Origin of the sequence: Mycobacterium kansasii ATCC 12478, assembly GCF_000157895.3 — a bacterium.
Lineage (GTDB): Bacteria > Actinomycetota > Actinomycetes > Mycobacteriales > Mycobacteriaceae > Mycobacterium > Mycobacterium kansasii.
In genome coordinates this window covers 4275683-4297109 of the sequence record NC_022663.1, presented here as the reverse complement: position 1 = coordinate 4297109, position 21427 = coordinate 4275683, and the positions used below count along the sequence as shown (strand labels likewise).

The 21427-nt window shown below is 65.9% G+C and carries 22 protein-coding genes; 6 read left to right on the top strand and 16 right to left on the bottom strand.

From position 1 onward, the window contains the following. Nucleotides 1-61: 61 nt before the first annotated feature. The 4 genes from mftD to mftA are packed head-to-tail and all read right to left on the bottom strand — an operon-like array spanning nt 62 to nt 2852. Nucleotides 62-1234, bottom strand: a complete 1173-nt coding sequence (gene mftD, locus MKAN_RS18715) for a pre-mycofactocin synthase MftD (protein WP_023370906.1) — start codon at nt 1232-1234, stop codon at nt 62-64. A gap of 2 nt (nt 1235-1236) precedes the next feature. Then, nucleotides 1237-2421, bottom strand: coding sequence for a mycofactocin radical SAM maturase (mftC, locus tag MKAN_RS18710; RefSeq protein WP_023370904.1), 1185 nt, complete (start codon nt 2419-2421; stop codon nt 1237-1239). Then, entirely contained in the window at nt 2418-2726 is a 309-nt protein-coding gene (gene mftB / locus MKAN_RS18705; RefSeq protein WP_036395330.1) for a mycofactocin biosynthesis chaperone MftB, read from the bottom strand. The genes mftC and mftB overlap by 4 nt, the downstream gene beginning before the upstream one ends. A gap of 36 nt (nt 2727-2762) precedes the next feature. Further along, a complete protein-coding gene (gene mftA / locus MKAN_RS18700; protein WP_036395329.1) occupies nt 2763-2852 on the bottom strand; it encodes a mycofactocin precursor MftA in 90 nt (29 codons plus the stop codon). A 100-nt stretch (nt 2853-2952) separates the two neighbouring features. Here mftA and mftR point away from each other — a divergent pair, with 100 nt between their 5' ends. The 4 genes from mftR (at nt 2953) to MKAN_RS18680 (ending at nt 7558) form a co-directional block, all read left to right on the top strand. Continuing rightward, nucleotides 2953-3546, top strand: a complete 594-nt coding sequence (mftR, locus tag MKAN_RS18695; RefSeq protein WP_023370898.1) for a mycofactocin system transcriptional regulator — start codon at nt 2953-2955, stop codon at nt 3544-3546. Then, entirely contained in the window at nt 3543-4601 is a 1059-nt protein-coding gene (locus MKAN_RS18690; protein ID WP_023370896.1) for a DUF2332 domain-containing protein, read from the top strand. Before mftR ends, MKAN_RS18690 begins: the two co-directional genes overlap by 4 nt. Nucleotides 4602-5286: 685 nt before the next feature. Continuing rightward, the gene (locus tag MKAN_RS18685) at nt 5287-6534 is read left to right on the top strand and encodes a YcaO-like family protein (RefSeq protein WP_023370892.1); all 1248 of its coding nucleotides are present in this window, start codon (nt 5287-5289) and stop codon (nt 6532-6534) included. A gap of 55 nt (nt 6535-6589) precedes the next feature. After that, nucleotides 6590-7558, top strand: a complete 969-nt coding sequence (locus MKAN_RS18680; RefSeq protein ID WP_023370890.1) for a Gfo/Idh/MocA family oxidoreductase — start codon at nt 6590-6592, stop codon at nt 7556-7558. Between the two features lie 3 nt (nt 7559-7561). Here the strand turns inward: MKAN_RS18680 and MKAN_RS18675 are convergent, their stop codons facing one another. From MKAN_RS18675 to MKAN_RS18640, 8 genes are all read right to left on the bottom strand, one after another. After that, a complete protein-coding gene (locus tag MKAN_RS18675) occupies nt 7562-8815 on the bottom strand; it encodes an NAD(P)/FAD-dependent oxidoreductase (RefSeq protein WP_371686017.1) in 1254 nt (417 codons plus the stop codon). An 18-nt stretch (nt 8816-8833) separates the two neighbouring features. After that, nucleotides 8834-9658 carry a mycofactocin-coupled SDR family oxidoreductase gene (locus tag MKAN_RS18670; protein WP_174893697.1) on the bottom strand — a complete coding sequence of 275 codons (825 nt, stop codon included), beginning with the start codon at nt 9656-9658 and terminating at the stop codon, nt 8834-8836. Nucleotides 9659-9923: 265 nt separating this feature from the next. Continuing rightward, a complete protein-coding gene (locus MKAN_RS18665) occupies nt 9924-10724 on the bottom strand; it encodes an SHOCT domain-containing protein (protein ID WP_023370884.1) in 801 nt (266 codons plus the stop codon). A 161-nt stretch (nt 10725-10885) separates the two neighbouring features. Further along, nucleotides 10886-12076, bottom strand: a complete 1191-nt coding sequence (gene tuf / locus MKAN_RS18660; protein WP_023370882.1) for an elongation factor Tu — start codon at nt 12074-12076, stop codon at nt 10886-10888. A gap of 101 nt (nt 12077-12177) precedes the next feature. Continuing rightward, a complete protein-coding gene (fusA, locus tag MKAN_RS18655) occupies nt 12178-14283 on the bottom strand; it encodes an elongation factor G (RefSeq protein WP_023370880.1) in 2106 nt (701 codons plus the stop codon). A gap of 75 nt (nt 14284-14358) precedes the next feature. Continuing rightward, nucleotides 14359-14829: a 30S ribosomal protein S7 gene (gene rpsG / locus MKAN_RS18650; protein WP_023370878.1), complete on the bottom strand. Its 471-nt coding sequence runs from the start codon at nt 14827-14829 to the stop codon at nt 14359-14361. Next, nucleotides 14829-15203 carry a 30S ribosomal protein S12 gene (gene rpsL, locus MKAN_RS18645; protein ID WP_023370876.1) on the bottom strand — a complete coding sequence of 125 codons (375 nt, stop codon included), beginning with the start codon at nt 15201-15203 and terminating at the stop codon, nt 14829-14831. Before rpsL ends, rpsG begins: the two co-directional genes overlap by 1 nt. Before the next feature lie 342 nt (nt 15204-15545). Next, entirely contained in the window at nt 15546-16193 is a 648-nt protein-coding gene (locus tag MKAN_RS18640; protein WP_023370874.1) for a TetR/AcrR family transcriptional regulator, read from the bottom strand. Between the two features lie 264 nt (nt 16194-16457). Between MKAN_RS18640 and MKAN_RS18635 the strand changes: the two genes are divergently transcribed. Further along, complete coding sequence (locus tag MKAN_RS18635) at nt 16458-16844, top strand: DUF3060 domain-containing protein (protein ID WP_023370872.1); 387 nt, start codon at nt 16458-16460, stop codon at nt 16842-16844. 15 nt (nt 16845-16859) lie between these two features. Further along, a complete protein-coding gene (locus MKAN_RS18630) occupies nt 16860-17342 on the top strand; it encodes a DUF3060 domain-containing protein (RefSeq protein ID WP_023370870.1) in 483 nt (160 codons plus the stop codon). Nucleotides 17343-17362: 20 nt separating this feature from the next. Here MKAN_RS18630 and MKAN_RS18625 read toward each other — a convergent pair whose 3' ends face one another. The 4 genes from MKAN_RS18625 to MKAN_RS18610 are packed head-to-tail and all read right to left on the bottom strand — an operon-like array spanning nt 17363 to nt 21426. Then, complete coding sequence (locus tag MKAN_RS18625; protein WP_023370868.1) at nt 17363-18127, bottom strand: crotonase/enoyl-CoA hydratase family protein; 765 nt, start codon at nt 18125-18127, stop codon at nt 17363-17365. Beyond that, nucleotides 18124-18846 carry a PaaX family transcriptional regulator C-terminal domain-containing protein gene (locus MKAN_RS18620; protein WP_080674254.1) on the bottom strand — a complete coding sequence of 241 codons (723 nt, stop codon included), beginning with the start codon at nt 18844-18846 and terminating at the stop codon, nt 18124-18126. Before MKAN_RS18620 ends, MKAN_RS18625 begins: the two co-directional genes overlap by 4 nt. A 16-nt stretch (nt 18847-18862) precedes the next feature. Further along, nucleotides 18863-19801, bottom strand: a complete 939-nt coding sequence (locus MKAN_RS18615; RefSeq protein WP_023370864.1) for a crotonase/enoyl-CoA hydratase family protein — start codon at nt 19799-19801, stop codon at nt 18863-18865. Then, entirely contained in the window at nt 19798-21426 is a 1629-nt protein-coding gene (locus MKAN_RS18610; RefSeq protein ID WP_023370862.1) for an acyl-CoA dehydrogenase family protein, read from the bottom strand. Before MKAN_RS18610 ends, MKAN_RS18615 begins: the two co-directional genes overlap by 4 nt. Nucleotide 21427 lies beyond the last annotated feature (1 nt).

The window sequence follows — 21427 nt, the reverse complement described above, 5'->3', positions numbered from 1 at the left end:
CTCTTCTACCGAATTTTTTTCTGCGCCACCAATATTGACGCAACGGGAAGTTACTTGGACGTTACACGCCCAATTCCCGAGCGAAACCGGCGGGCACGATGATGTCGTCCGGCCGGAGGTCCTGCACGGAGCTGTGCCCCAGGCCCATCAGTGCCGAGTCGATACCGCCGCGCAGGATGTCGAGGACGTTTTCGACGCCGGCCTGGCCGTTGGCGGCCAGCCCCCAAAGGTACGCGCGGCCGATCATCACTGCTCGCGCGCCCAGCGCCACCGCTTTGACGACGTCGCTGCCCCGCCGGATACCGCCGTCCAGCAACACCTCGGTCTGGTCTCCGACCGCTGCCGCCACCGCGGGAAGGGCACGAATCGAGGCGGGCGTGCCGTCGAGGTTGTTGCCGCCATGGTTGGACACCGATATTGCCGAAACCCCGGCATCGACCGCTCTTTTGGCGTCGTCGACCCGCATCACGCCCTTGAGCATGAAGGGACCGCCCCACAACTGCCGCAGCCAGGCGATGTCCTCCCAGGTCGGCGGCGGGGTGCCCATCCATTCGCCGTAGGCGGCGAAGAATGTCGGGCCGGGTTCACCGCGGCGGCCCTGATTGGGCACCCGCAAATCCGGTGGGCGCAGCGTCTTGCCGAACTTCCACAACCAGCGCGGCCGCACCATGGCCTCGGGGAACCGCTGCACAACCGACCACAGGCTCATCTCTTCGGGAATCTTGGGGCTACCCCAGTCGCGCCCGTGCGAGAACGACCAGTCGGTGGTGACGATCAGCCCGACCGCTCCGGCTTGCCGCGCGCGTTCGACCCGCTCGGCGATGGCGTCGCGGCCGCCGAGCCAATAGACCTGGAAGAAGATCTTGGGATTGGCGGCGATGACCTCCTCGATCGGCTTGCTGGCGAACGAGGACAAGCCCATCGCGGTGCCGCGGGCCGCCGCGGCCCGGGCGACGGCCACCTCGCCGTCGGGATCGACCGCCTGGACACCGGTTGGCGAAATCAGCACCGGCAGCGAAATGTCCTGGCCCATCACGGTCGTGGCCAGGTCGCGCTTTTCCGTCGCGCCGATGACGTGCGGCGCCAGACCGAGTTCGCTGAATGCCGCGACATTGTCGGCGACCGTGACGCCCTGTTCGCTTGCCGCAATCAGCGACGAATACACCGACTTGGGCAATCGCCGCTTTGCGCGTTGCTGAGCGATCGCCACCGTTTCGAACCAGGCGTCCGACATGACTACAGCGGGCTTTCGTTGCAGAGCCGGGCTGGCGGTCTGACGTTCAGTGTCAGGGGCACGGGTCGACTCGTCTTTCGCGAATGGTCGACGCGCGGGCGCGGTGCCTCGCGCTGGCGGGCCAGGGCCGGCGCACCGTGGCCTTGCACGCATTCGGGATCCGGGCCGTCCAGTGGCAGGCCGGTGAAAAACTTGGCCGCCATGCAGCCACCCCGGCAGCTGTCGTAGTGCCCGCAGCTGCCGCAAGCACCCGCGGATTGCGGCTCCCGCAATTCACGGAATAACGGAGCGTTCTTCCAAACGTTCTCGAAGCCGGTGCCAAAGCCGGAGTCGCACAACACGTTTCCGGCCAGAAAGCGATCATGGATGGCGAACGGGCAGGCATACACGTCGCCCACCGGATCGATCAGGCAGACCACCCGACCGGCGCCGCACATGTTGAGACCGGCCAGCGCACCGGATTCGCCCAGCGGGGAAAGGTGGAAGAAGGAATCGCCGGTGAGCACCCGTTCGCCGTTGAGCACCAGCCAGTCGTAGAGCTGAACCTGCTGAGCCGCCGTGGGGTGCAGGTCGTCCCAGACATCGGCGCCCCGCCCCGACGGGCGCAGCCGGGTGATCCGCAGGGTGGCGCCGTAACGGCTTGCCAGCGCGGCGAATTCGTCGAGCTGGCCGACATTGTGCCGGGTGACCACCACCGAGATCTTGGCGGCTCCGGTCTCGCCGAAGCCCGCCTCGGCCAGGTTCTGCAGAGCACGCACCGCCATCGCGTACGACCCCGCGCCGCGGACCGCGTCGTTGACCTCGGCGGTCGCGCCATCGAGCGAGATCTGGACGTCCACGTAGTCGCTGGCCGCCAACCGCACCGCCACCTCGGGTGTGATGCGAACCCCGTTGGTGGAGAACTTCACGCCGACGTGGTGGGCGGTGGCGTAATCCACCAACTCCCAGAAGTCGGGACGCACCGTGGGTTCACCACCACCGATGTTCACGTAGAACACCTGCATGCGTTCGAGCTCGTCGATGATGTCCTTGCACTGACGAGTGGACAACTCGCGCGGATCGCGCCTGCCCGACGACGAAAGACAGTGCACACACGCCAGGTTGCAGGCGTAGGTCAACTCCCAGGTCAGACAGATCGGCGCGTCCAGCCCGTGTTCGAACTGCTCGATGAGCCGGGGCACCGTCACCGGTCCTCCCGGGGAATCAGCATCGTCGAAGCTGCCAGCACACCCAGGGCATGCAAATAGGGAGCCTGTCCGGAATCCGCCACGCCCGCGCCGCGGCACGCGGAGCGCACGTCGGGATAGTCGGCCAGTGACTGCACCACCGTCACGATGGTGCGATTCTTCAGAAACGACAGCTTGCGGGTGCCGAAGTGGTACAACAGCGCCCCGAAGGGCTCGGGCCGAACCGCCACCTGCGGGTGCAGCCGCCAGCCGCGGTCGGGGTCGAACTCGCTCGCCGACGATTCGGGCCGTGCCGGAGAAACCACCCGCTGGCGGGGGACGGCCGGGCAATCGGGCACGGGTCAGTAGACCCCGCACATGCCGTCGATGGAAACCTCTTCAACCAGGGTCTCGGTGACGAGCTCGACGTCGGTGTCAGTCTCGTGGTCCACGTGGATGCCTTTCGTCCTGGGCCTCGACAATGTGAGGTGGTACTGGTCACACTGATCGCCAGAATATGGCATCGAGTGCCGAAATGGAAGGGCGGGTCTGATGCTGCACGAGTCGCGGGTTGGCCGGCGCCGCTCGACGACCAAGCACCACATCACCGACGTCGCCATGGACTTGTTCACCGCCCGCGGGTTCGCCGAGGTCAGCGTCGACGACGTCGCACGGGCGGCCGGCATCGCCCGGCGCAGCCTCTTTCGCTACTACGCCTCCAAGAACGCCATTCCGTGGGGGGACTTCGATGCCCACCTCGCCGAGTTGCAGCACCTGCTCGACAACATCGAGCCACAGGTCCGGCTGGGCACGGCCTTGCGCGCGGCGCTGCTGGCGTTCAACACCTTCGACGAGTCCGAGACCGTCCGACACCGTCAGCGCATGCGTATCATTCTGGAAACCGCTGAGCTGCAGGCGTATTCGATGACCATGTATGCCGGATGGCGGGCGGTGATCGCGGGGTTCGTGGCCCGCCGGCTCGGCGGCGAGTCCACCGACCTGGTGCCTCAGACCATTGCCTGGACCATGCTGGGGGTCGCGTTGAGCGCTTACGAACATTGGCTGGGTGACGAATCCGTCTCGCTACCCGAGGCACTCGGCGATGCCTTCGACGTCGTCGGCGCCGGGTTGGACCGGCTCGGATGAGCGGCCCGGTCGATAGCGGGCATCTGCTGCACACCCTGCGATCGCAGGGGCGGTTCTGCGCCAGGTCCGGGTCGCCGATGTACGGCGAGCTGCTCGATCTGGTAGCCGCCGACGTCGAGGCGGGCGGGCTCTTCGGGTCCATCCTGTCCGGCCACGAGGACGATCCATCACGCCATGCGGTACCCCTGCGGCTGCTGGGCGGCCTGCACCGGTTGGTGCTCGACGGTCGGGCGCCGACGTTGCGCCGCTGGTATCCGAGCACCGGCGGCAGCTGGGATGCCGCGGCCGCCTGGCCCGATATCATCCGCGTGGCGGCCGATCACGCCGATGCGTTGCGAGCGGCCCTGGACCAACCACCACAGACCAACGAGGTCGGCCGATCCGCCGCGCTGATCGGCGGCTTGCTACAGGTCAACCACGAATTCGGTTTGCCGATAAGGCTTTTCGAGATCGGCGCGAGCGCCGGACTGAACCTGCGGGCCGACCGCTACCGCTACCGCTACGACGGCGGCCACTGGGGACCGGCCGAGGCACCGGTGACTATCGACGATGCGTGGCACGGTCGATTGCCGCCCGCGGGCGGGGTGCGCATCGTCGAGCGCCACGGGTACGACATCGCGCCCATCGATGTGACCGGCGCCGACGGGGAATTGACCGTGCTGAGCTACGTCTGGCCCGACCAGCATGCCCGGATGAAGCGGCTGCGCGGCGCCATCGCGGTGGCCCGAACAGTCCCGGCGCAACTGCACCGCCAGACCGCAGCCGAGGCGGTGGCCGGTCTGACCCTGGCCGACGGGACGTTGACCGTGCTGTGGCATTCGATCACCTGGCAGTATCTGTCGGCCGACGAACGCGCCGCAATCCGCGCCGCGGTCGAGCACCTGGGTGCGCAGGCCGGCCCGCGCGCCCCGTTCGCACATCTGACGCTCGAACCGGCCCGCGACGGGCCCGGTAGTCCGCTCAAGTTCTTGGTGCGTGCTGCCGGTTGGCCGGGCGGGCGGACACGGGTCCTGGGCGAATGTCATCCGCACGGGCCACCGGTGACCTGGCGGTAGTTATTGTCGTGCCTACATCGCGGGCCCGTCCGCCCATCGGAGGACATCACCCGCACCATTCGGCGGATTCAGCCTTCATCCCGATAAATGGCTATTCGGCCGATCCAAACAGGCCGGCGGTCACGCAGGATGAGATCTCGGTGAGCACCGACAAACGGGGCTGCCGATACCGATAGGAGGGGCCGATGGCCTACGACCAGCTATTCAGCAGCACGACCGAAGGCGAGACCTCGGGCGAAATCGAAGTCGTCTCATTCGTTTGCTTCGCCATCGACTGACAACCCGGATGCAGCCGGCCGGACTGCGGCCTTAATTCCGTAGGCCCAGCCAATCTCAGATAGCGTGACGACGCCCTGGTGTTGCGCAGATCGGACGACATCACCCCATTCGGGTATCGCGCGCAACCTGGCTATTCGGCCGACGCCACACGGACGGCTATGTAGGATGAGGCCTTCGGCAGCAAACAACAACGTAGCTGCCAATGCCGATAGGAGAGGCCGATGGCCCACGACCAGCTATTCAGTAGCACAACTGAAGGCGAGGCCTCGGGCGAAACCGAAATCTTCTCAGCCACCTGCTTCGCCCTCGACTAATATCCCCGGTTTACCTCAGAGGCGATGACTCGCGTTTCATTCGGCGAGTCATCGCCTCTGGGCGTCTCACCAATTCTCCGTAAGATGCTGCCATGCCGAATTCATGCTCACCGGACACCGCGGTGAATTTCGGCCCGGATTGGTCCTTTTGGCCCAATCGGTTCCTCGGCTCGGCTGACCCTGCGGTTATCGGCCACCGCATGGGCACGCACCGGACCATCAGCCCCGAGGAGACATGGCAGGCCGTACAGCCACTGCTTTCCGCCGCCGGTATCACTCGCGTCGCCGATATCACCTGGCTGGACAGTCTCGGTATTCCCACAGTGCAGGCGGTGCGCCCGGCGTCGCTGACGGTGTCGGTGAGCCAGGGAAAAGCGACCAGCTACCGCGCGGCCCAAGTTTCGGCCGTGATGGAATCGCTGGAGTATTGGCATGCCGAGAACGCCACCGCCGACTTGAGGTTTGCCTCCACCAAGGATCTCGACTCGGAGCTGACCTACGATCCCGGTTCACTGTCGCGTCCGCCCGGAAGCTTTTATCACCGCGGCGCCAGGCTCGACTGGATGGCTGCGACTACCCTGCTGACGGGCCGGCGCACGTGGGTGCCGTGGTCCGTGGTGGCGGTGGATATTTCGGTCAACGATCGGTGGGGACCGCCGATGTTCACCATGCACACCCAAGGCTTGGCGTCCGGCAACAGCTATTACGAGGCCGCCTTGCACGGGCTGTACGAAATCATGGAACGACATGCGGTGGGTACGGCGGTGGCCGGATCGACGATGTGGGCTGTGCGGCCACCGGATCTCGATGGCGCTGACTGCGCCGGCCTGGTCGACCAGGTTCATCGAGCCGGCAGTCAACTGCGCATTGCCCGCCTGGACGTATGGCAGGGCTATTACTGTTTTGCAGCCGAACTGATTTCACCGACATCGAGCGTGCAGTTCGCCGGCAGCGGTTTGCATCATGACCCCAATGTGGCCTTGTCTCGGGCGATCACCGAGGCCGCTCAGTCCCGGCTCACCGCAATCAGCGGCACTCGTGAGGACATCCCCGCAACGATCTATGAGCGGCTCGCCGAAGCGCCGGCCAGCGCTGCCCGACCACCGGCCCGTATGCCGGTGGCGAGGCCGACGTCGTGGCGGGTACCGGACACCGATTCGTTGCCAGCACTGGTGGCTGCAGCCGCGACGGCGGTTGCGCGGCGAACCGGGATAGAACCGGCAGCGGTGGTGTGCGATTCCCCCGGCGCCTGCGTGCCCGTCGTGAAAGTCGTCGCGCCCGGCCTGTCGTTGTCCTCGGTCGCGTCACCGATGAGAACCCCGTTGCAAGAGGTCGGCTGAACGTGCCCGAGCGCGAACTCGCCGCCGGCCCGACCGAGCGTCCCCCCACGCTGTTGTGAACGCGACACCGGTAGTTCTGTGCGGGAGCAACTACGGCGCCTGCTACGTCCCGTCGCTGCAGGAACTGACCGACTCGTTCGAGTTGGTCGGCATACTGGCCGCCGGCAGCGAGCGTTCCGCACGGCTTGCCGCGCGGCGACATGTTCCACTGTTGACAAGTGCCGCTGAAGTTCCCGAAGGGGCGCGGGCAGCCATCGTCGCGCTTCCGCCGCCAACCGCGGGAATGGTGACCGCACAGCTGCTTCGCCGCGGTGTCCACGTCCTGATGGAGCACCCGGTGCGCGCCGACCTACTCCGGGAACTGCGTCAAGAAGCCTTGTCGGCGAAGGTAATTCATGCCGTCAACTGCCATTTCGGAGAATTGGGCCCAGCGCGCGCGTTCGTCGGCGAATGCCGTAGGCGCTGTGCGTCGAGCCCGCCGACGTACGCCTCCGTCGTTACCGCGCCCCGATCGGCATATGCCACGTTCGATCTGCTGGGTCGGGCGTTGGGCTCACTGGCCGGGTCGGCGCTGGAGCGCGAAGTGGCGCCAAGCGCTACACCGGAACACCCGTTCACGAGCTTCCGCGGGGTGATCGCCGACGTGCCGGTACGCGTGCAATGCAGCCATGACGTCGGCGCCGTCGACGACGGGAGCGACAGCCCCGTACCGCAGCGCATCGAAATCGGATTCCCAGACGGCAGTCTGCTACTGCACTCATACGCCGGCCCGGTCATCTGGCTGGAGAAGTTCCGAATGCAGTTGCGTAACACCACGATTCCGCTATGGCAGCCGCACGCACCGGAGATTACGACATTCTCGGGATTGATGGACGAGCGTGTGCAGGCGAACAATCGAGCGCTACGGGAATTCCGTGAGCAAATCGACACCGGAAACCAGCCGGACCACCAGACGACCGAATGGCTGACCGCCGTGGCAGAGCTCGCAACGGCCACGCGGACCCGTCAGACCCTCGCTGAATGACGCTCAACCGGCATCCGGTGCTTCCAGCACTTCGGAGATCGGCGCGCCGGCGGCGATCTTGGAACGCACCTTCATGACCTTGCCCGGCATCGCGCCACCCACGACACCGACCAGCACACCATCGCGCTCGTAGTACGCCAGGAACCTACGGCCGTCGTCCTCGACGAGGTGGACGATATCGGTGGCGTGCGGCTCACCCAGGCACTGGATCTTGACGTCGTACTGGTCGCTCCAGAAATAAGGAACGACCACATTGGACGGTACGTCACGGCCCAGCATCGCCGGCACCACCACCCGGGCCTGGTCGGCAACATTGCTCCAATGTTCCACGCGCACTTGGTGTCCCATCGGATCGCGCCAGGAGGCGACGTCACCTAGCGCCCATACGTTGGGCGCACTGGTGCGTCCGGCTTCGTCACAGATCACGCCGTTGTCGACTTTGACGCCGCTACCGTCGAGCCAGCCGGTCGCCGGATGCGACCCGATGCCGACAACCACCAGGTCGGCCGGTAGTTCCGTGCCGTCGGTCAGGACCACCGTGTCGACATGGCCAGCACCGCGGACCTCGGCCACGCCGATACCGGTGCGCACGTCGACCCCCTCGTCCCGATGCAGGCGGGCCACCAGCTGACCGATCTGCTCGCCGAGCACCGATGCCAGCGGCGTTGGCTGCGGTTCGACCAGCACCACGGCCACACCCAGACCGCGCAGGCTGGCCGCCACCTCGCAGCCGATAAAACCGGCCCCGACGACGACGGCGCGGGTGGCGGCCGACGCGTGGCTGCGCAACGCCATGCACTCGTCGTACGACCGCAGCACCCGAATGCCCTCGATGTCCGGGAACGTCGGAATACGCCGCGGCACCAGGCCGGTCGCGATGACCAGCTCGTCGTAGCCCAGCACGGTTCCGTCGGCCAGGGTCAGTGTCTGGGCGACGGTGTCGAGGCCGGTGGCCGCCGAACCCAGCCGAAGGGTGATGTCCTTCTCGTCATACCACTCACGGGGTTTGAGGGCGACGTCGTCGACCTCGTTGCGCAGCACTTCCTTGGACAACGGCGGCCGGTCGTAGGGCAGATGGACCTCGGCGCTGACGATCGTGAGGCGACCGGCGTAGCCGGCCCGTCGCAGTTGCTCGGCGGTACGGGCTGCGGCCAGTCCCCCACCGACGACCACGATCCCGTTATCGGAACCGGAGTCAGGGCCCGTCTCCGGGCCCGTGTCAACCTCGTTTACGCCTTCGCTACTGGTCACCTGCAGTTCATACACGATCGCGCGTCAATACTTCAAGGCGCCCTTGTCGACGGGTATCTGCGTTCCGGTCAGCGTGCCCGAGCCGTCGCCGGCCAACCACACAACCACGTCGGAGACCTCATCGGGTGTCATGAACCCCTTGGGCTGCAACGGCATTGGTGGGAAGCTGTGCACATAGCCGGCATGGTTGGCAAATATCTGCATCATCACTTTGGGCTCGATCATCGGACTGTCTACCGAATACGGGTGGATAGAGTTGACCCGGATACCGAATTCGGCGAGCTCGAGCGCCAACGTGTTGGTCAACGCAACCAATCCGTGCTTGCTCGCCGCGTAGTGTCCATTACCCGGCGTGGCCTTCAGCCCCGCCGCAGAGCTGACCACCACGATCGACCCGCCGTTGCCCGCCTCGATCATGGCGGGCACCGCGGCGCGCAGCGTCTGCCAGGTGCCGGTGAGGTTGACCCCGACGACCGTGTCCCACTGCTCATCGGTGAGTTCCCAGAGCCGCCCCCAGCCCAGCACCCCGGCATTGGCCACCAAAATGTCCAGCCGGCCGAAAGCCTCGATGCCATCGGCCACCAGCTGCTGCAACGCCGGGCCGTCGCGAACATCGGCCTCGCGCGCCAGCACCTTGCGGCCCTCGGCCTCCACCGCGCGGACGGTCTCGTTGAGGTCCTCCGGCGTGGCCGCGGGGTAGGTGAGACAGTCCGACGCCGGCGCACAGATGTCCAGAGCGATGATGTCCGCGCCCTCCCGGGCCAGCCGCACCGCGTGCGAGCGTCCCTGAGCGCGGGCAGCCCCGGTGACGAATGCGACCCGTCCTTGTAGTGATCCAGCCACGTGCACCCCTTCCGCCGCCTGTCAGGCTAGCAGCGGAATTGGAACGTGTTCTAACACCCGGCGTCGAGGTGACGGCGGGGCGCCGTAGACGAGTCGGCCGGGCCCCTTGCCCGGCCGAGTGTGCAGTGGCGGCTTTGACTGTGCGGCCACGGCGAGTCCAAGGCCGGTATGCCGCCGTGTGTTCACGCCGGAATCCGTAGGCGCACGCTCGAACCGTAGGCGGAGTTGGCGGGCCGCCGCGATCCAACCGCGCGGCGACGACCCGTCCCGCTCAGATTTCGGCGATGATCTGCGCCCGCCGGCTGGCGTACTCCTGATCGTTCACCACGCCACTGGCCCGCAGCGACTCCAGCTCCTGCAGCCGCTCGGCGATCGACGCCTGCGAACCGGCCGGCTGGGACCCCGGTGCCTGCTGCTCGGCCGCCCGTCGCACCACCGCTTGGATCTGCTGACGCAACGCCGGATTCGACCGGATGTCGACCATCCGGTTGAGTGGAATGCCATTGGCCTTGAGGATCTGCAGGATCTCCATCAACGGGCCGGCCTGCCCGCTCAAGTCGTAAGTCTTGTTGTCCTCGGCCAGGGTGAACTGCGCCGGGAGCAGGCCGTTGACCAGAGCGCTGCGCTCCCAGTCGATCAGGTATTGCTGGGTGGTCGGATCGACCAGGACGACAAGCTTTCGTGCGGTCAGGTTGCCGAGGCGGGTCACGCTGGCGATGACCCGGTCTTCGCTGTCGAACGGCACGATGCCGGGTCCGGCGATGTGCAGGTGCACCTTGACCACCGGTTGGTCGTTGATCCGGGTCCCGGTTTCGGTGAGACCGGTGATTTGCGCGAGCGCCAACACGCCGCGCTGCTCGAGTTCGGCCGTCTTGGCCGCCGTCTTGACGCCCCAGTTCGTCAATGCCAGCGCGATCAGCACATCCGCCACGGTGATCAGGAGACCGACATAGAACATCCACGACAGCAGGCTGCCCAGGCCCAGCGTGAAGTAGACGATCAAGAAGATCGGCCCCACCAGACCGCCGCACAACAGCACCAACAACTGCATCTTGATATAGCGCGCCAGCATGTGCCTGCTCCTCGCTTCACGGTTAGGTCGTGTCAGATTAGCGCGCATGCTCGGCTACCGATCACATACAGCGCCGGACCCGGTCGAATGCCGAGGGCACCAAGCACCAGGCCCGGATCGCCGTGATCGGCAATCCGGGCCTGGTAATAAACCGGTTAGCGCTACTTGATGATCTTGGTGACTCGGCCGGCGCCGACGGTACGGCCGCCTTCACGGATCGCGAACCGAAGACCTTCGTCCATGGCGACGGGCTGGATCAGCTTCACCGCGATGTTGGTGTTGTCACCGGGCATCACCATCTCGGTGCCCTCCGGCAGCGTCACCACACCGGTCACGTCGGTGGTGCGGAAGTAGAACTGCGGACGGTAGTTGTTGAAGAACGGCGTGTGCCGGCCACCCTCGTCCTTGGACAGGATGTAAACCTGGCCCTCGAACTCGGTGTGCGGGGTTGTGGTGCCGGGCTTGATGACGACCTGGCCGCGCTCGACGTCCTCACGCTTGACACCACGCAGCAACAGCCCGACGTTGTCACCGGCCTGACCCTGGTCGAGCAGCTTGCGGAACATCTCCACACCGGTGACCGTGGTCTTGGTGGTGGTCGGACGGATGCCGACGATCTCGACTTCCTCGTTGACGTTGACCACGCCGCGCTCCACACGACCGGTGACCACGGTGCCGCGGCCGGTGATCGTGAAGACGTCCTCGACGGGCATCAGGAACGGCTTGTCGGTCTCACGGACCGGGTCGGGGATCGACTCGTCGACCGCATCCATCAGCTGCTCCACCGACTCCACCCACTTGGGGTCGCCCTCGAGGGCCTTCAGTGCCGAGACCCGCACCACCGGGGCGTCCTCGTCGAACTCCTGGGCGGCCAGCAGCTCGCGGACCTCCATCTCGACGAGTTCGAGCAACTCCTCGTCGTCGACGGCGTCGGCCTTGTTCAGCGCGACCAGGATGTAGGGCACACCCACCTGACGTGCGAGCAGCACGTGCTCACGGGTCTGCGGCATCGGGCCGTCCGTGGCGGCGACCACCAGGATCGCGCCGTCCATCTGGGCGGCGCCGGTGATCATGTTCTTGATGTAGTCGGCGTGGCCCGGCGCGTCGACGTGTGCATAGTGCCGCTTCTCGGTCTGGTACTCCACGTGCGCGATGTTGATCGTGATACCGCGCTGGCGCTCCTCAGGAGCGTTGTCGATCTGGTCGAACGCCTTCGACTCGTTCAGGTCCGGGAACTTGTCATGCAGGACCTTGGTGATAGCCGCGGTCAGGGTGGTCTTGCCGTGGTCAACGTGACCGATGGTCCCGATGTTGACGTGGGGCTTGGTCCGCTGGAACTTCGCCTTCGCCACTTCTGTGTCCTCCTGGACTGTTGGTGCTTATAAAAGCAGTGTTGATGTTTTTCTAGTTTTGCCGCCGTGGTAACCGAGCTAGCTTACGCGCAACGCTCGGCTCACTCGCCAGTCGCCTTCGCGATGATCTCCTTCGACACCTGAGCCGGCACTTCGGCGTAGGAATCGAACACCATCGAGTAGTTCGCCCGGCCTTGAGTCTTGGACCGCAGGTCGCCGACGTAGCCGAACATCTCCGACAGCGGCACGTGCGCCTTGACGACGCGCGAACCGCCCCGCTCCTCCATGGCCTGAATCTGACCACGGCGCGAGTTCAAGTCGCCGATCACATCGCCCATATACGTTTCGGGCGTGGTGACCTCGACGGCCATGATCGGCTCCAGGATGACCGGCTGCGCCTGCGCCGCCGCCTTCTTCAGCGCCTGGGAACCGGCGATCTTGAATGCCATTTCCGAGGAGTCGACCTCGTGGAAGGCACCGTCGAGCAGGGTGACCTTCAGATTCACCAGCGGGTAGCCGGCCAGGACGCCGTATTGCATGGCGTCTTGGGCGCCGGCGTCGACCGACGGGATGTACTCGCGCGGGATGCGGCCACCGGTGACCTTGTTCTCGAACTCGTAGGTCGCACCGTCTTCGCCGGTGAACGGCTCCAGTTTGATGATCACCTTGGCGAACTGGCCGGAGCCGCCCGTCTGCTTCTTGTGGGTGTACTCGACGGTGTCCACCACGCGGCGAATGGTCTCCTTGTAGGCCACCTGCGGCTTGCCGACGTTGGCCTCGACCTTGAATTCCCGGCGCATCCGGTCCACCAAGATGTCCAGGTGCAGCTCGCCCATACCACCGATCACGGTCTGGCCGGTTTCTTGATCCAGATGCACCTTGAAGGTGGGGTCCTCCTCGGCGAGCTTCTGGATTGACAGGCTCAGCTTCTCCTGGTCGCTCTTGGTCTTGGGCTCGATGGCCACCTCGATCACCGGGTCGGGGAAAGTCATCGACTCGAGCACGATCTGGTTGTTCGGGTCCGCCAGCGTGTCACCGGTCGTGGTGTCCTTCAGGCCGATCACCGCGTAGATGTGGCCGGCGCTGGCCCGCTCGACAGGGTTCTCCTTGTTGGAATGCATCTGGAACAGCTTGCCCAGCCGCTCCTTTTTGCCCTTGGTGGCGTTGATGACCTGGCTGCCGGACTCGACGGTGCCCGAGTACACCCGGATGTAGGTCAACTTGCCGAAGAACGGGTGGGTGGCGATCTTGAACGCCAGCGCTGCGAACGGCTCGTCGGTGGTCGCGTTGCGGACGACCTCTTCGTCCTCCTTGCCGGGCGGGTGACCGATTGCCGGCGGCACGTCCAGCGGCGACGGCAGGTAATCCACGACGGCGTCGAGCATCGGCTGCACGCCCTTGTTCTTGAAGGCGCTGCCGCACAGCACCGGGTAGATCTGACTGGCGATCGTCAGCTTGCGGATCCCGGCCTTGATCTCCGCGACCGTGAGTTCCTCGCCGCCGAGGTACTTCTCCAGCAACTCCTCGTCCGTCTCGGCGACCGTCTCGATCAGCTTGGTGCGGTATTCCTCGGCCTTTTCCTGCAGTTCAGCGGGGATTTCGATGGTGTCGTAGGTCTCGCCCAGCTTGGTCTCGCCGCGCCACACCTTGGCGTTCATCTCGACCAGGTCGACGACGCCCTCGAAGTCGGCCTCGGAGCCGATGGGTAGCTGGATCGGCACGGCATTGGCCCCCAGCCGCTCCTCCATGGTGCGCACCGAGAAGTAGAAGTCGGCGCCGATCTTGTCCATCTTGTTGACGAAGCAAATGCGCGGGACGTCGTATTTGTCGGCTTGGCGCCAGACCTGCTCGGACTGCGGCTCGACGCCCTCTTTCCCGTCGAAAACGGCGACGGCCCCGTCGAGCACCCGAAGGTTGCGCTCCACCTCGACGGTGAAGTCGACGTGTCCCGGCGTGTCAATGATGTTGAGCTGGTTGTCTTTCCAGAATGTCGTCGTCGCAGCAGAGGTGATGGTGATGCCGCGCTCCTGCTCCTGCTCCATCCAGTCCATCGTCGCGGCGCCGTCATGCACCTCACCGATCTTGTAGTTGATGCCGGTGTAGTACAGGATTCGCTCGGTCGTCGTGGTCTTGCCGGCATCGATGTGTGCCATGATGCCGAAGTTGCGGACCCTGCTCAGGTCAGTTAGCACGTCCTTCTGTGCCACAGAAGTCTTCCCACTCTTTCGGTTGCGTAGTTAGTTCGCTGTCGGTTGCGCCCGGCCGCTTTTCGCCGGCGGCTCTCACCAGCGATAATGCGCAAAGGCGCGGTTCGCCTCGGCCATCTTGTGGGTGTCCTCACGCCGCTTGACAGAGGCCCCTAGGCCGTTGCTGGCATCCAGAATCTCGTTTGCCAACCGTTCGATCATCGTCTTCTCCCGGCGTTGCCGCGAGTAGCCGACGAGCCAGCGCAGCGCGAGCGTGGTCGACCGGTCCGGGCGCACCTCGACCGGCACTTGGTAGGTCGCACCACCCACGCGGCGGCTGCGGACCTCCAAGGCCGGTTTGACGTTGTCGAGAGCGCGCTTGAGGGTGATGACGGGATCGGTGCCGGTCTTGTCGCGGGCATGTTCGAGCGCTCCATAAACAATGCGCTCGGCCAGGGATTTCTTCCCCTTCAGCAGAACCTTGTTCACCAGTTGGGTGACCAGCTGCGACCCGTACACCGGGTCGTTGACCAACGGACGCTTGGGCGCCGGCCCCTTGCGCGGCATCAGCTCTTCTCCTTCTTGGCGCCGTAACGGCTGCGAGCCTGCTTGCGGTTCTTCACTCCCTGGGTGTCGAGCGAACCGCGGATGATTTTGTACCGCACACCGGGCAGGTCCTTCACCCGGCCGCCACGCACCAGCACCATCGAGTGCTCCTGCAGGTTGTGGCCCTCGCCGGGGATGTACGCCGTGACCTCAACCTGACTCGTCAGCTTCACCCGCGCGACCTTGCGAAGCGCCGAGTTCGGCTTCCTCGGAGTGGTGGTGTACACCCGAGTGCACACGCCACGGCGCTGCGGGCTGCCCTTGAGGGCCGCGGTCTTGACCTTGGCGATCTTGTCCCGACGACCCTTTCGGACCAGCTGCTGAATGGTTGGCATCTACCGGCTTTCTTTGTCGCTGTCTGAGGGTCCGGCTCCGGTCCCCGTATTCCTATCAAGTCCTTGTACTGCAGTTATGCCCTGCCTCGGAATCAACGCCGTGTCAACGCCGTACCCCGCTGCCGGGTGTGTCGCATGCGGTTGGCCTCCGAACTCAACCCGCCTCGTCCATCACATCTCGGTGACATCATGGACATGCGAATTGGCCCGGCATCCACGCCCTCAAGTCGGGCGCTGTAGGCCGCCAGGCACGAGCAACCACAATACCGCTCGCCGGTCGGGCAGGTCAAAGTGGTGCCCGAACCAAGCGGAGATCCGTTATCCGGGCGTCCCGAATCAGCGTTAGGCCTGCTTGGCACCGTGCTCCGCGGTGCGCTTTTCCATCCCCGCTGCCAGGCGCAACACCATGTCGGAGAACACCGCGTCGGTATCGATCTCATCCATCACGCCGGTCATTTCCAACAGCACGAACCCGTGTAGTGCCGACCAGAACTCCAGCGCCGCGTAAAAGGCCTCTTCGCCTTCCAGGCCGTAGGAGGACAGCACCGCGATCACCGGCGCGGCGGCACTTCTGGTCGCCGCGGCGTAGTCGGGATCGTCCCCGCCCAACGGCATCCGGGTGAATGCCGAGTACCGACCCGGATGGTGGTGGGCATAGCTGCGGTACGCACCGGCCATCACCAGTACCGCGTCATCACGGGCACGCCCCTCGCCGACCCGGTTCAGCATCGTGATGATGTCGTCGATCACCCGAACCCGCACCGCGCGGCGCAGGTCCTCGAGACTGTCCACGTGGTTGTACAGCGACGGCCCCTTGGTCCCCAGTTGGGTCGCCAACGCGTTGATGGTCAGCGAATCCCAGCCCTCCCGGTCCAGGAAAGTCAGGGCACCCTCGACGATGGAATCTCGGCTCAACTTGGCCGGCCGCGCCGCGGCTTTCACAGCGCGCTGGCGACCAGCCGTTGACGGCGGTTCCGGCGAAGCTGCCATGACGATCGTCCTTCAATTGCTCAATGTGCTCAATGTGCTCAATGTGCGATGACGGTGGGTCATCGCCGCTGCGGTTGTGGGAGGTCAACGGTGGGTCAACTAATGACTCTAGTTGACTCGACCGTGGATCGACCGCGCCAGATGCGGGCGCGGCGGGGTGTCGACCAAATGCGCTCAACGCTGTCGTCGGGCAGGGCACTGCACCTAGGCTAGGTGCACACCTCGATCGAGCACCGATCACGCGTCCAACGGAGGGGGCCCGCAGTGAAATGGACGACCGCCGCCGTGTCACTGGCCAGCTGCGTCGTCACCGTCGTCACCACCGCCGTCACGTCAATCGCGCAAGCGCCGGCCGCGCACGCGAAAAACGGCGACACCCATATCACCGGTGAGGGCCTCGAGCAGGTCTTGGACTGCAACGATTCGACCCTGTTGGTCAACGGCACCGCCAATATCATCACGGCGAAGGGAACGTGCTGGGCCGTGACGGTGATGGGCTCGTCCAACACGGTCGTCGCCGACACGGTGATCAACGACATCACCGTCTACGGTTGGGATCAGACGGTGTTCTTCAAGAACGGCGATCCGTTCATCTGGGATCGCGGCCGCGAACTGGGTATGGTCAACCGGCTCCAGCGAGTGGGCCCCTAAGGAATCGAGGAGCCGATGCGCACTCATGTCTCCACGCCGCGGCTGTCCGCGATCGCTCTGACACTGGCACTCGGTGCAACGGCCGTCGGGCTGGTCGGCTGCAGTTCGACGGCCAATCCCCCGCCGGCCACCAGCAGCTCCGGAAAGCCCACAACCGCGACGAGCAGCGGAACGGCGGCGCCGTCGACGTCCAACGGGCCCCCGACGACCGCGTCGATCGAGATCGGCAACATGCTGAACTACGGATCGATCGGGACGACCGCCACCCTGGACTGTGCCGACGGCAAGTCGCTGAATGTCGCCGGCTCGGAGAACACCCTCACCGTCAACGGCACCTGCTCGACGGTGACCATCGGCGGCACCAACAACAAGATCACCTTCGACAAGATCGACCAGCACCTGAGCGTGCTGGGACTCAACAACACCATCACCTATAAGGACGGTGACCCGAAAGTCGACAACATCGGATCGGGCAACACCATCAACAAGGGCGGCTGACCGGCCGACCGCCGTTCAGCTCACGCCGGCGCACCGTGGCGGCCGGCACCTCCCGCGAAGCGTGCGGCCCCCGTCGAGGCCTCTGCCGCCACCCGGGAGATGCTGGCGAATTCCAGATCGAGCGCCGCCGACTCCGGCAATCCCCATTGGTGCAGTGCCGACAGCCGATCCGACCGCAGACACTGCTGAGGCAGGGCAGCCAACTCGGCCGCCAACACCTCGGCTGCCTGCCTCGCCTGCCCCTTGGGCACCACCCGATTGGCCAGTCCCATCGCCAGCGCCTCATCGGCCGCCACCGCCCGGCCGGTAAGGATCATGTCCATCGCCCGGCTGTGGCCGATCAACCGCGGCAACCGCACCGTGCCGCCGTCGATCAGCGGTACTCCCCAGCGGCGGCAGAAAACCCCGAACACAGCGTCCTCCTCGGCCACGCGCAGGTCACACCACAACGCCAATTCCAGACCACCGGCTACGGCGTAGCCGCTGACAGCGGCGATCACCGGTTTGGACAGCACCATCCGCGACGGGCCCATCGGACCCGGGCCCGTGCGGTGTACGGCATTGGCCTCCGCGGTGCCGAAAGCCTTCAAATCGGCCCCGGCGCAAAAGGTTCCGCCGTTGCCGCACAACACCGCCACCGCAGCCGCGTCGTCACGGTCGAACTGCTCGAACGCCGAGTAGAGTGCGGCGGCCGTCGGGCCGTTGACCGCGTTACGTGCCTCCGGCCGGTTGATGACCACCGTGGTCACCGGACCGTTGCGGTCCACCAGCACCAGATCGCTCATGTCGCCTCCAGGAGTTGGGATGTGTCAAGGTGTTTCGCCAGCTCGGTGGCGAAGTCGTGGTATGCCTCGCGCAGCCGGGTCCCCGGCCACTGCGCGGGCAGCAGTTCGGCGGGCAGCATCGGGTCGGTCAGCAAATGACGGACCATCGCGGCAGCCACCACGAAACGACCGGGAATGTCTGCGGCCTGGGCGATCTCGCCCAGCAACTGCTCGCCGGCGTCGGCCCAGTCGGCTAGGTCCCATAGCCGCGCCGCCAGCTCGGCGGGTGCGTCATCGTGGGCGCTGAGCACCCGGACCTGGGTGGTGATACCAGGGGGAAGTTCGAGGTCGAGGTTGTCAGGCCGCAGCCACACCCCTTCGCGTAGTTCACCGAACCGCTTGTCCTGCAGGGTGGTTCGCAACGCGGCGCGGGTGCGAGCGTCATTGCCGACGCTGGTGATCACTACCAGACGCCAGGAGCCGTTCCAGTCGCGGACCCGCGGGCGCATAGCCTCGTCCTGGCGCCGCTGGCGCGCCAGCAACCGATCCGAAAGCCGATAGCCGTCGGCGGACCGGACCAGATCGCCGGCGCTCACCATGCGGGTCAGCGCCACCCGCAACGCCGTTTCCTTGATACCGAAATCGGCTGTAAGCCTGACCAATTCGCTGGCGCTGGCCCACGCGGGATGCGCGCCGAGCAGCACGCTGAGCACCACTGACCGGGCGGTCATGCGCGCCAGCGATTTCGGCATGAAGCTACACTCCGGACGCTTTCCGGCCGTAGTCGCCGAACGGCCCGTCGCGGTGCTTGACGGCATCGCGGAAGCCGTGCTCGACCGCGTCGGCGACGAAGGCGTGTCCCTCGGGCGTGTGCCGGGCAATGCCGTCGAACACCGTGCTGACCATCCTGCTGGTGGCCACACCCTGTTGCAGCAGAGCCGAATTGAGCGCCAGCTTGATCATGACCAGCTGATTGACCGGCAACGCAGCAATCCGCTGCACCAGCCGCTCGGTGCGTTCGTCGAGGTCCTTCGGATCCGGCGCCTCGACGGCGAGGCCCCATTCGGCCGCCTGGGCGCCGGTGATGCAATCGCCGGTGAACAGCAGGCGTTTGGCGCGCTGGTCGCCGAGCCGGTGCGCCCACAAGCCAGCCGCGGGTACACCCCAGACGCGGGTCGGCGGGTAGCCGATCTTGGCGTCGGCGGCGGCAATCACCTGATCGGCGTGCAGCGCGATGTCGGTGCCGCCGGCCACGCAGTAGCCATGGATCTTGACCACCGTCGGCTTGTCGGCATGCATCAGGCTGGAGAACCCGCGCACGAACCGGCTCATCATCTGGTAGTCGATCATCGGGTCCCAGGGCTGGTTGGGCAAGTGGTTGACGGCCTGGGTTTTACCGTCCAGCACCGTGCCCTGGTATGCGCCCGTGCCGCCCGCCGAGCCGGTGCCGTCCGCGTAAGCGGATAGGTCGAAGCCGGCGCAGAAACCGTCGCCGCGTCCCGAGACCAGAATGACGTGCACGTTGGGATCGAGGTCGGCCCGCTCCACCAGAGCCGACAACTCCAGCGGGGTATCCGCGACGATCGCGTTGCCCTTCTCGGGCCGGTTGAACGTGATCCGCGCTACCCGATCGGTGACCTGGTAGGTCATCGTTTTCAGATTGTCGAAATCGACCGGTCGGATCGCGTGTGTCATCCCTTGACTAAAGCACGCTCGAGGATGGGCGCCAGATCCAGTCCGGTCGGCAGGGTGCCGAAGGCCCCGCCCCACTGGCCGCCGAGCCGGGTGGCCAGGAAAGCCTCGGCGACGGCCGGATGCCCGTGGCGCACCAGCAGCGAGCCTTGCAGCGCCAGGCAGATGTCCTCGGCTATCTTGCGGGCCCGGTATTGGATGGTGTCCAGATCGCCCAGCTGTTCCCGCAGCCGCTCGACATGGCCGTCCAGCCGGGCATCCTGGCCCGCGCTCTGCGCAAGGTCGTCGAACAGCACCTCGACGCATTCGGGCCGAGTGGCCATGGCGCGCAACGTGTCCAGGGCGCTGACATTGCCCGAGCCCTCCCAGATGCCCATCAGGGGCGCCTCCCGGTACAGCCGCGGCATGCCGGAATCCTCGACATAGCCGTTGCCGCCGAGGCATTCCAGCGCTTCGGCGGCGTGTGGGGTGGAGCGCTTGCATACCCAGTACTTGCTGGCGGCCAGGCCGATGCGGCGCAGCAGCGCTTCTTTCAGGTCGCCGCGTGCCGCATTGTCGGTCGCGCCGGCCATCCGCATCGCGACGATGGTGGCAGCCTCGGCTTCGACCGCCAGGTCGGCCAGTACGTTACGCATCAGCGGCTGGTCGATCAGGTAGGCGCCGAACGCCTTTCGGTGCTGGGCGTGGTGGATTGCCCGGGTCAGACCGGTGCGCATGCTGGTGGCGCTGCCCAGAGTGCAGTCCAGCCGGGTGAGGTTGACCATTTCGATGATGGTGGGGACGCCGCGGCCCTCCTCGCCGACCAGCCACGCGATGGCGCCGTCATATTCGACCTCGCTGGAGGCGTTGGCGTGGTTGCCGAGCTTGTCCTTGAGGCGCTGCAGCAGCATCCGATTTCGGGTGCCGTCGGGCAGGATCCGCGGCAGCATGAAGCAGGACAATCCCTTTGGGGCCTGCGCGAGCACCAGGAAGATGTCGCACATCGGCGCGGAGGTGAACCACTTGTGGCCGGTCAGGCTGTAGGTGCCGTCGCCGTTCGGGGTCGCCTCGGTGGTGCCGGCGCGCACGTCGGAGCCGCCCTGCTTCTCGGTCATCGACATCCCGGCGGTGATACCGCGTTTCGTGGTGGCGAGCTTGAACTCCGGATCGTACTCGCGGCTGGTAAGCAGCGGCTCGTAAACGCTGGCCAGCTCGGGGTTGTGGCGCAGCGCGGGCACGACGGCGTAGGTCATCGAGATCGGACAGACGTGGCCGGGCTCGGGGGTCCATACAGATGCCTTGGCGGCACGCACCACGTGGGCCCCCGGTCGGTCGTCGGCCCAGGGCGCGGCGTGCAACCCGTGCGCGATCGCGGTGCGCATCAGCTCGTGGTAAGCCGGATCGTATTCGACCTCGTCGATGCGGTGTCCCACCCGGTCATGGGTGTGCAGGACGGGCCGGTTGCGATCGGCCAACTCGCCCCAGCGCTGGGCTTCGTGGCCGCCGGAGATCGCCCCGAGCTCGTTCACCTCGTCCAGTCCCCACTGTCCACCCTCGCGGATCAGCGCTTCGACAAGCATCGGCGAAGTAGCGGAATTGTGGTTCTCCAGCGGCGGGACCTGATTGGTAACGACATGGGTATCTGGCATG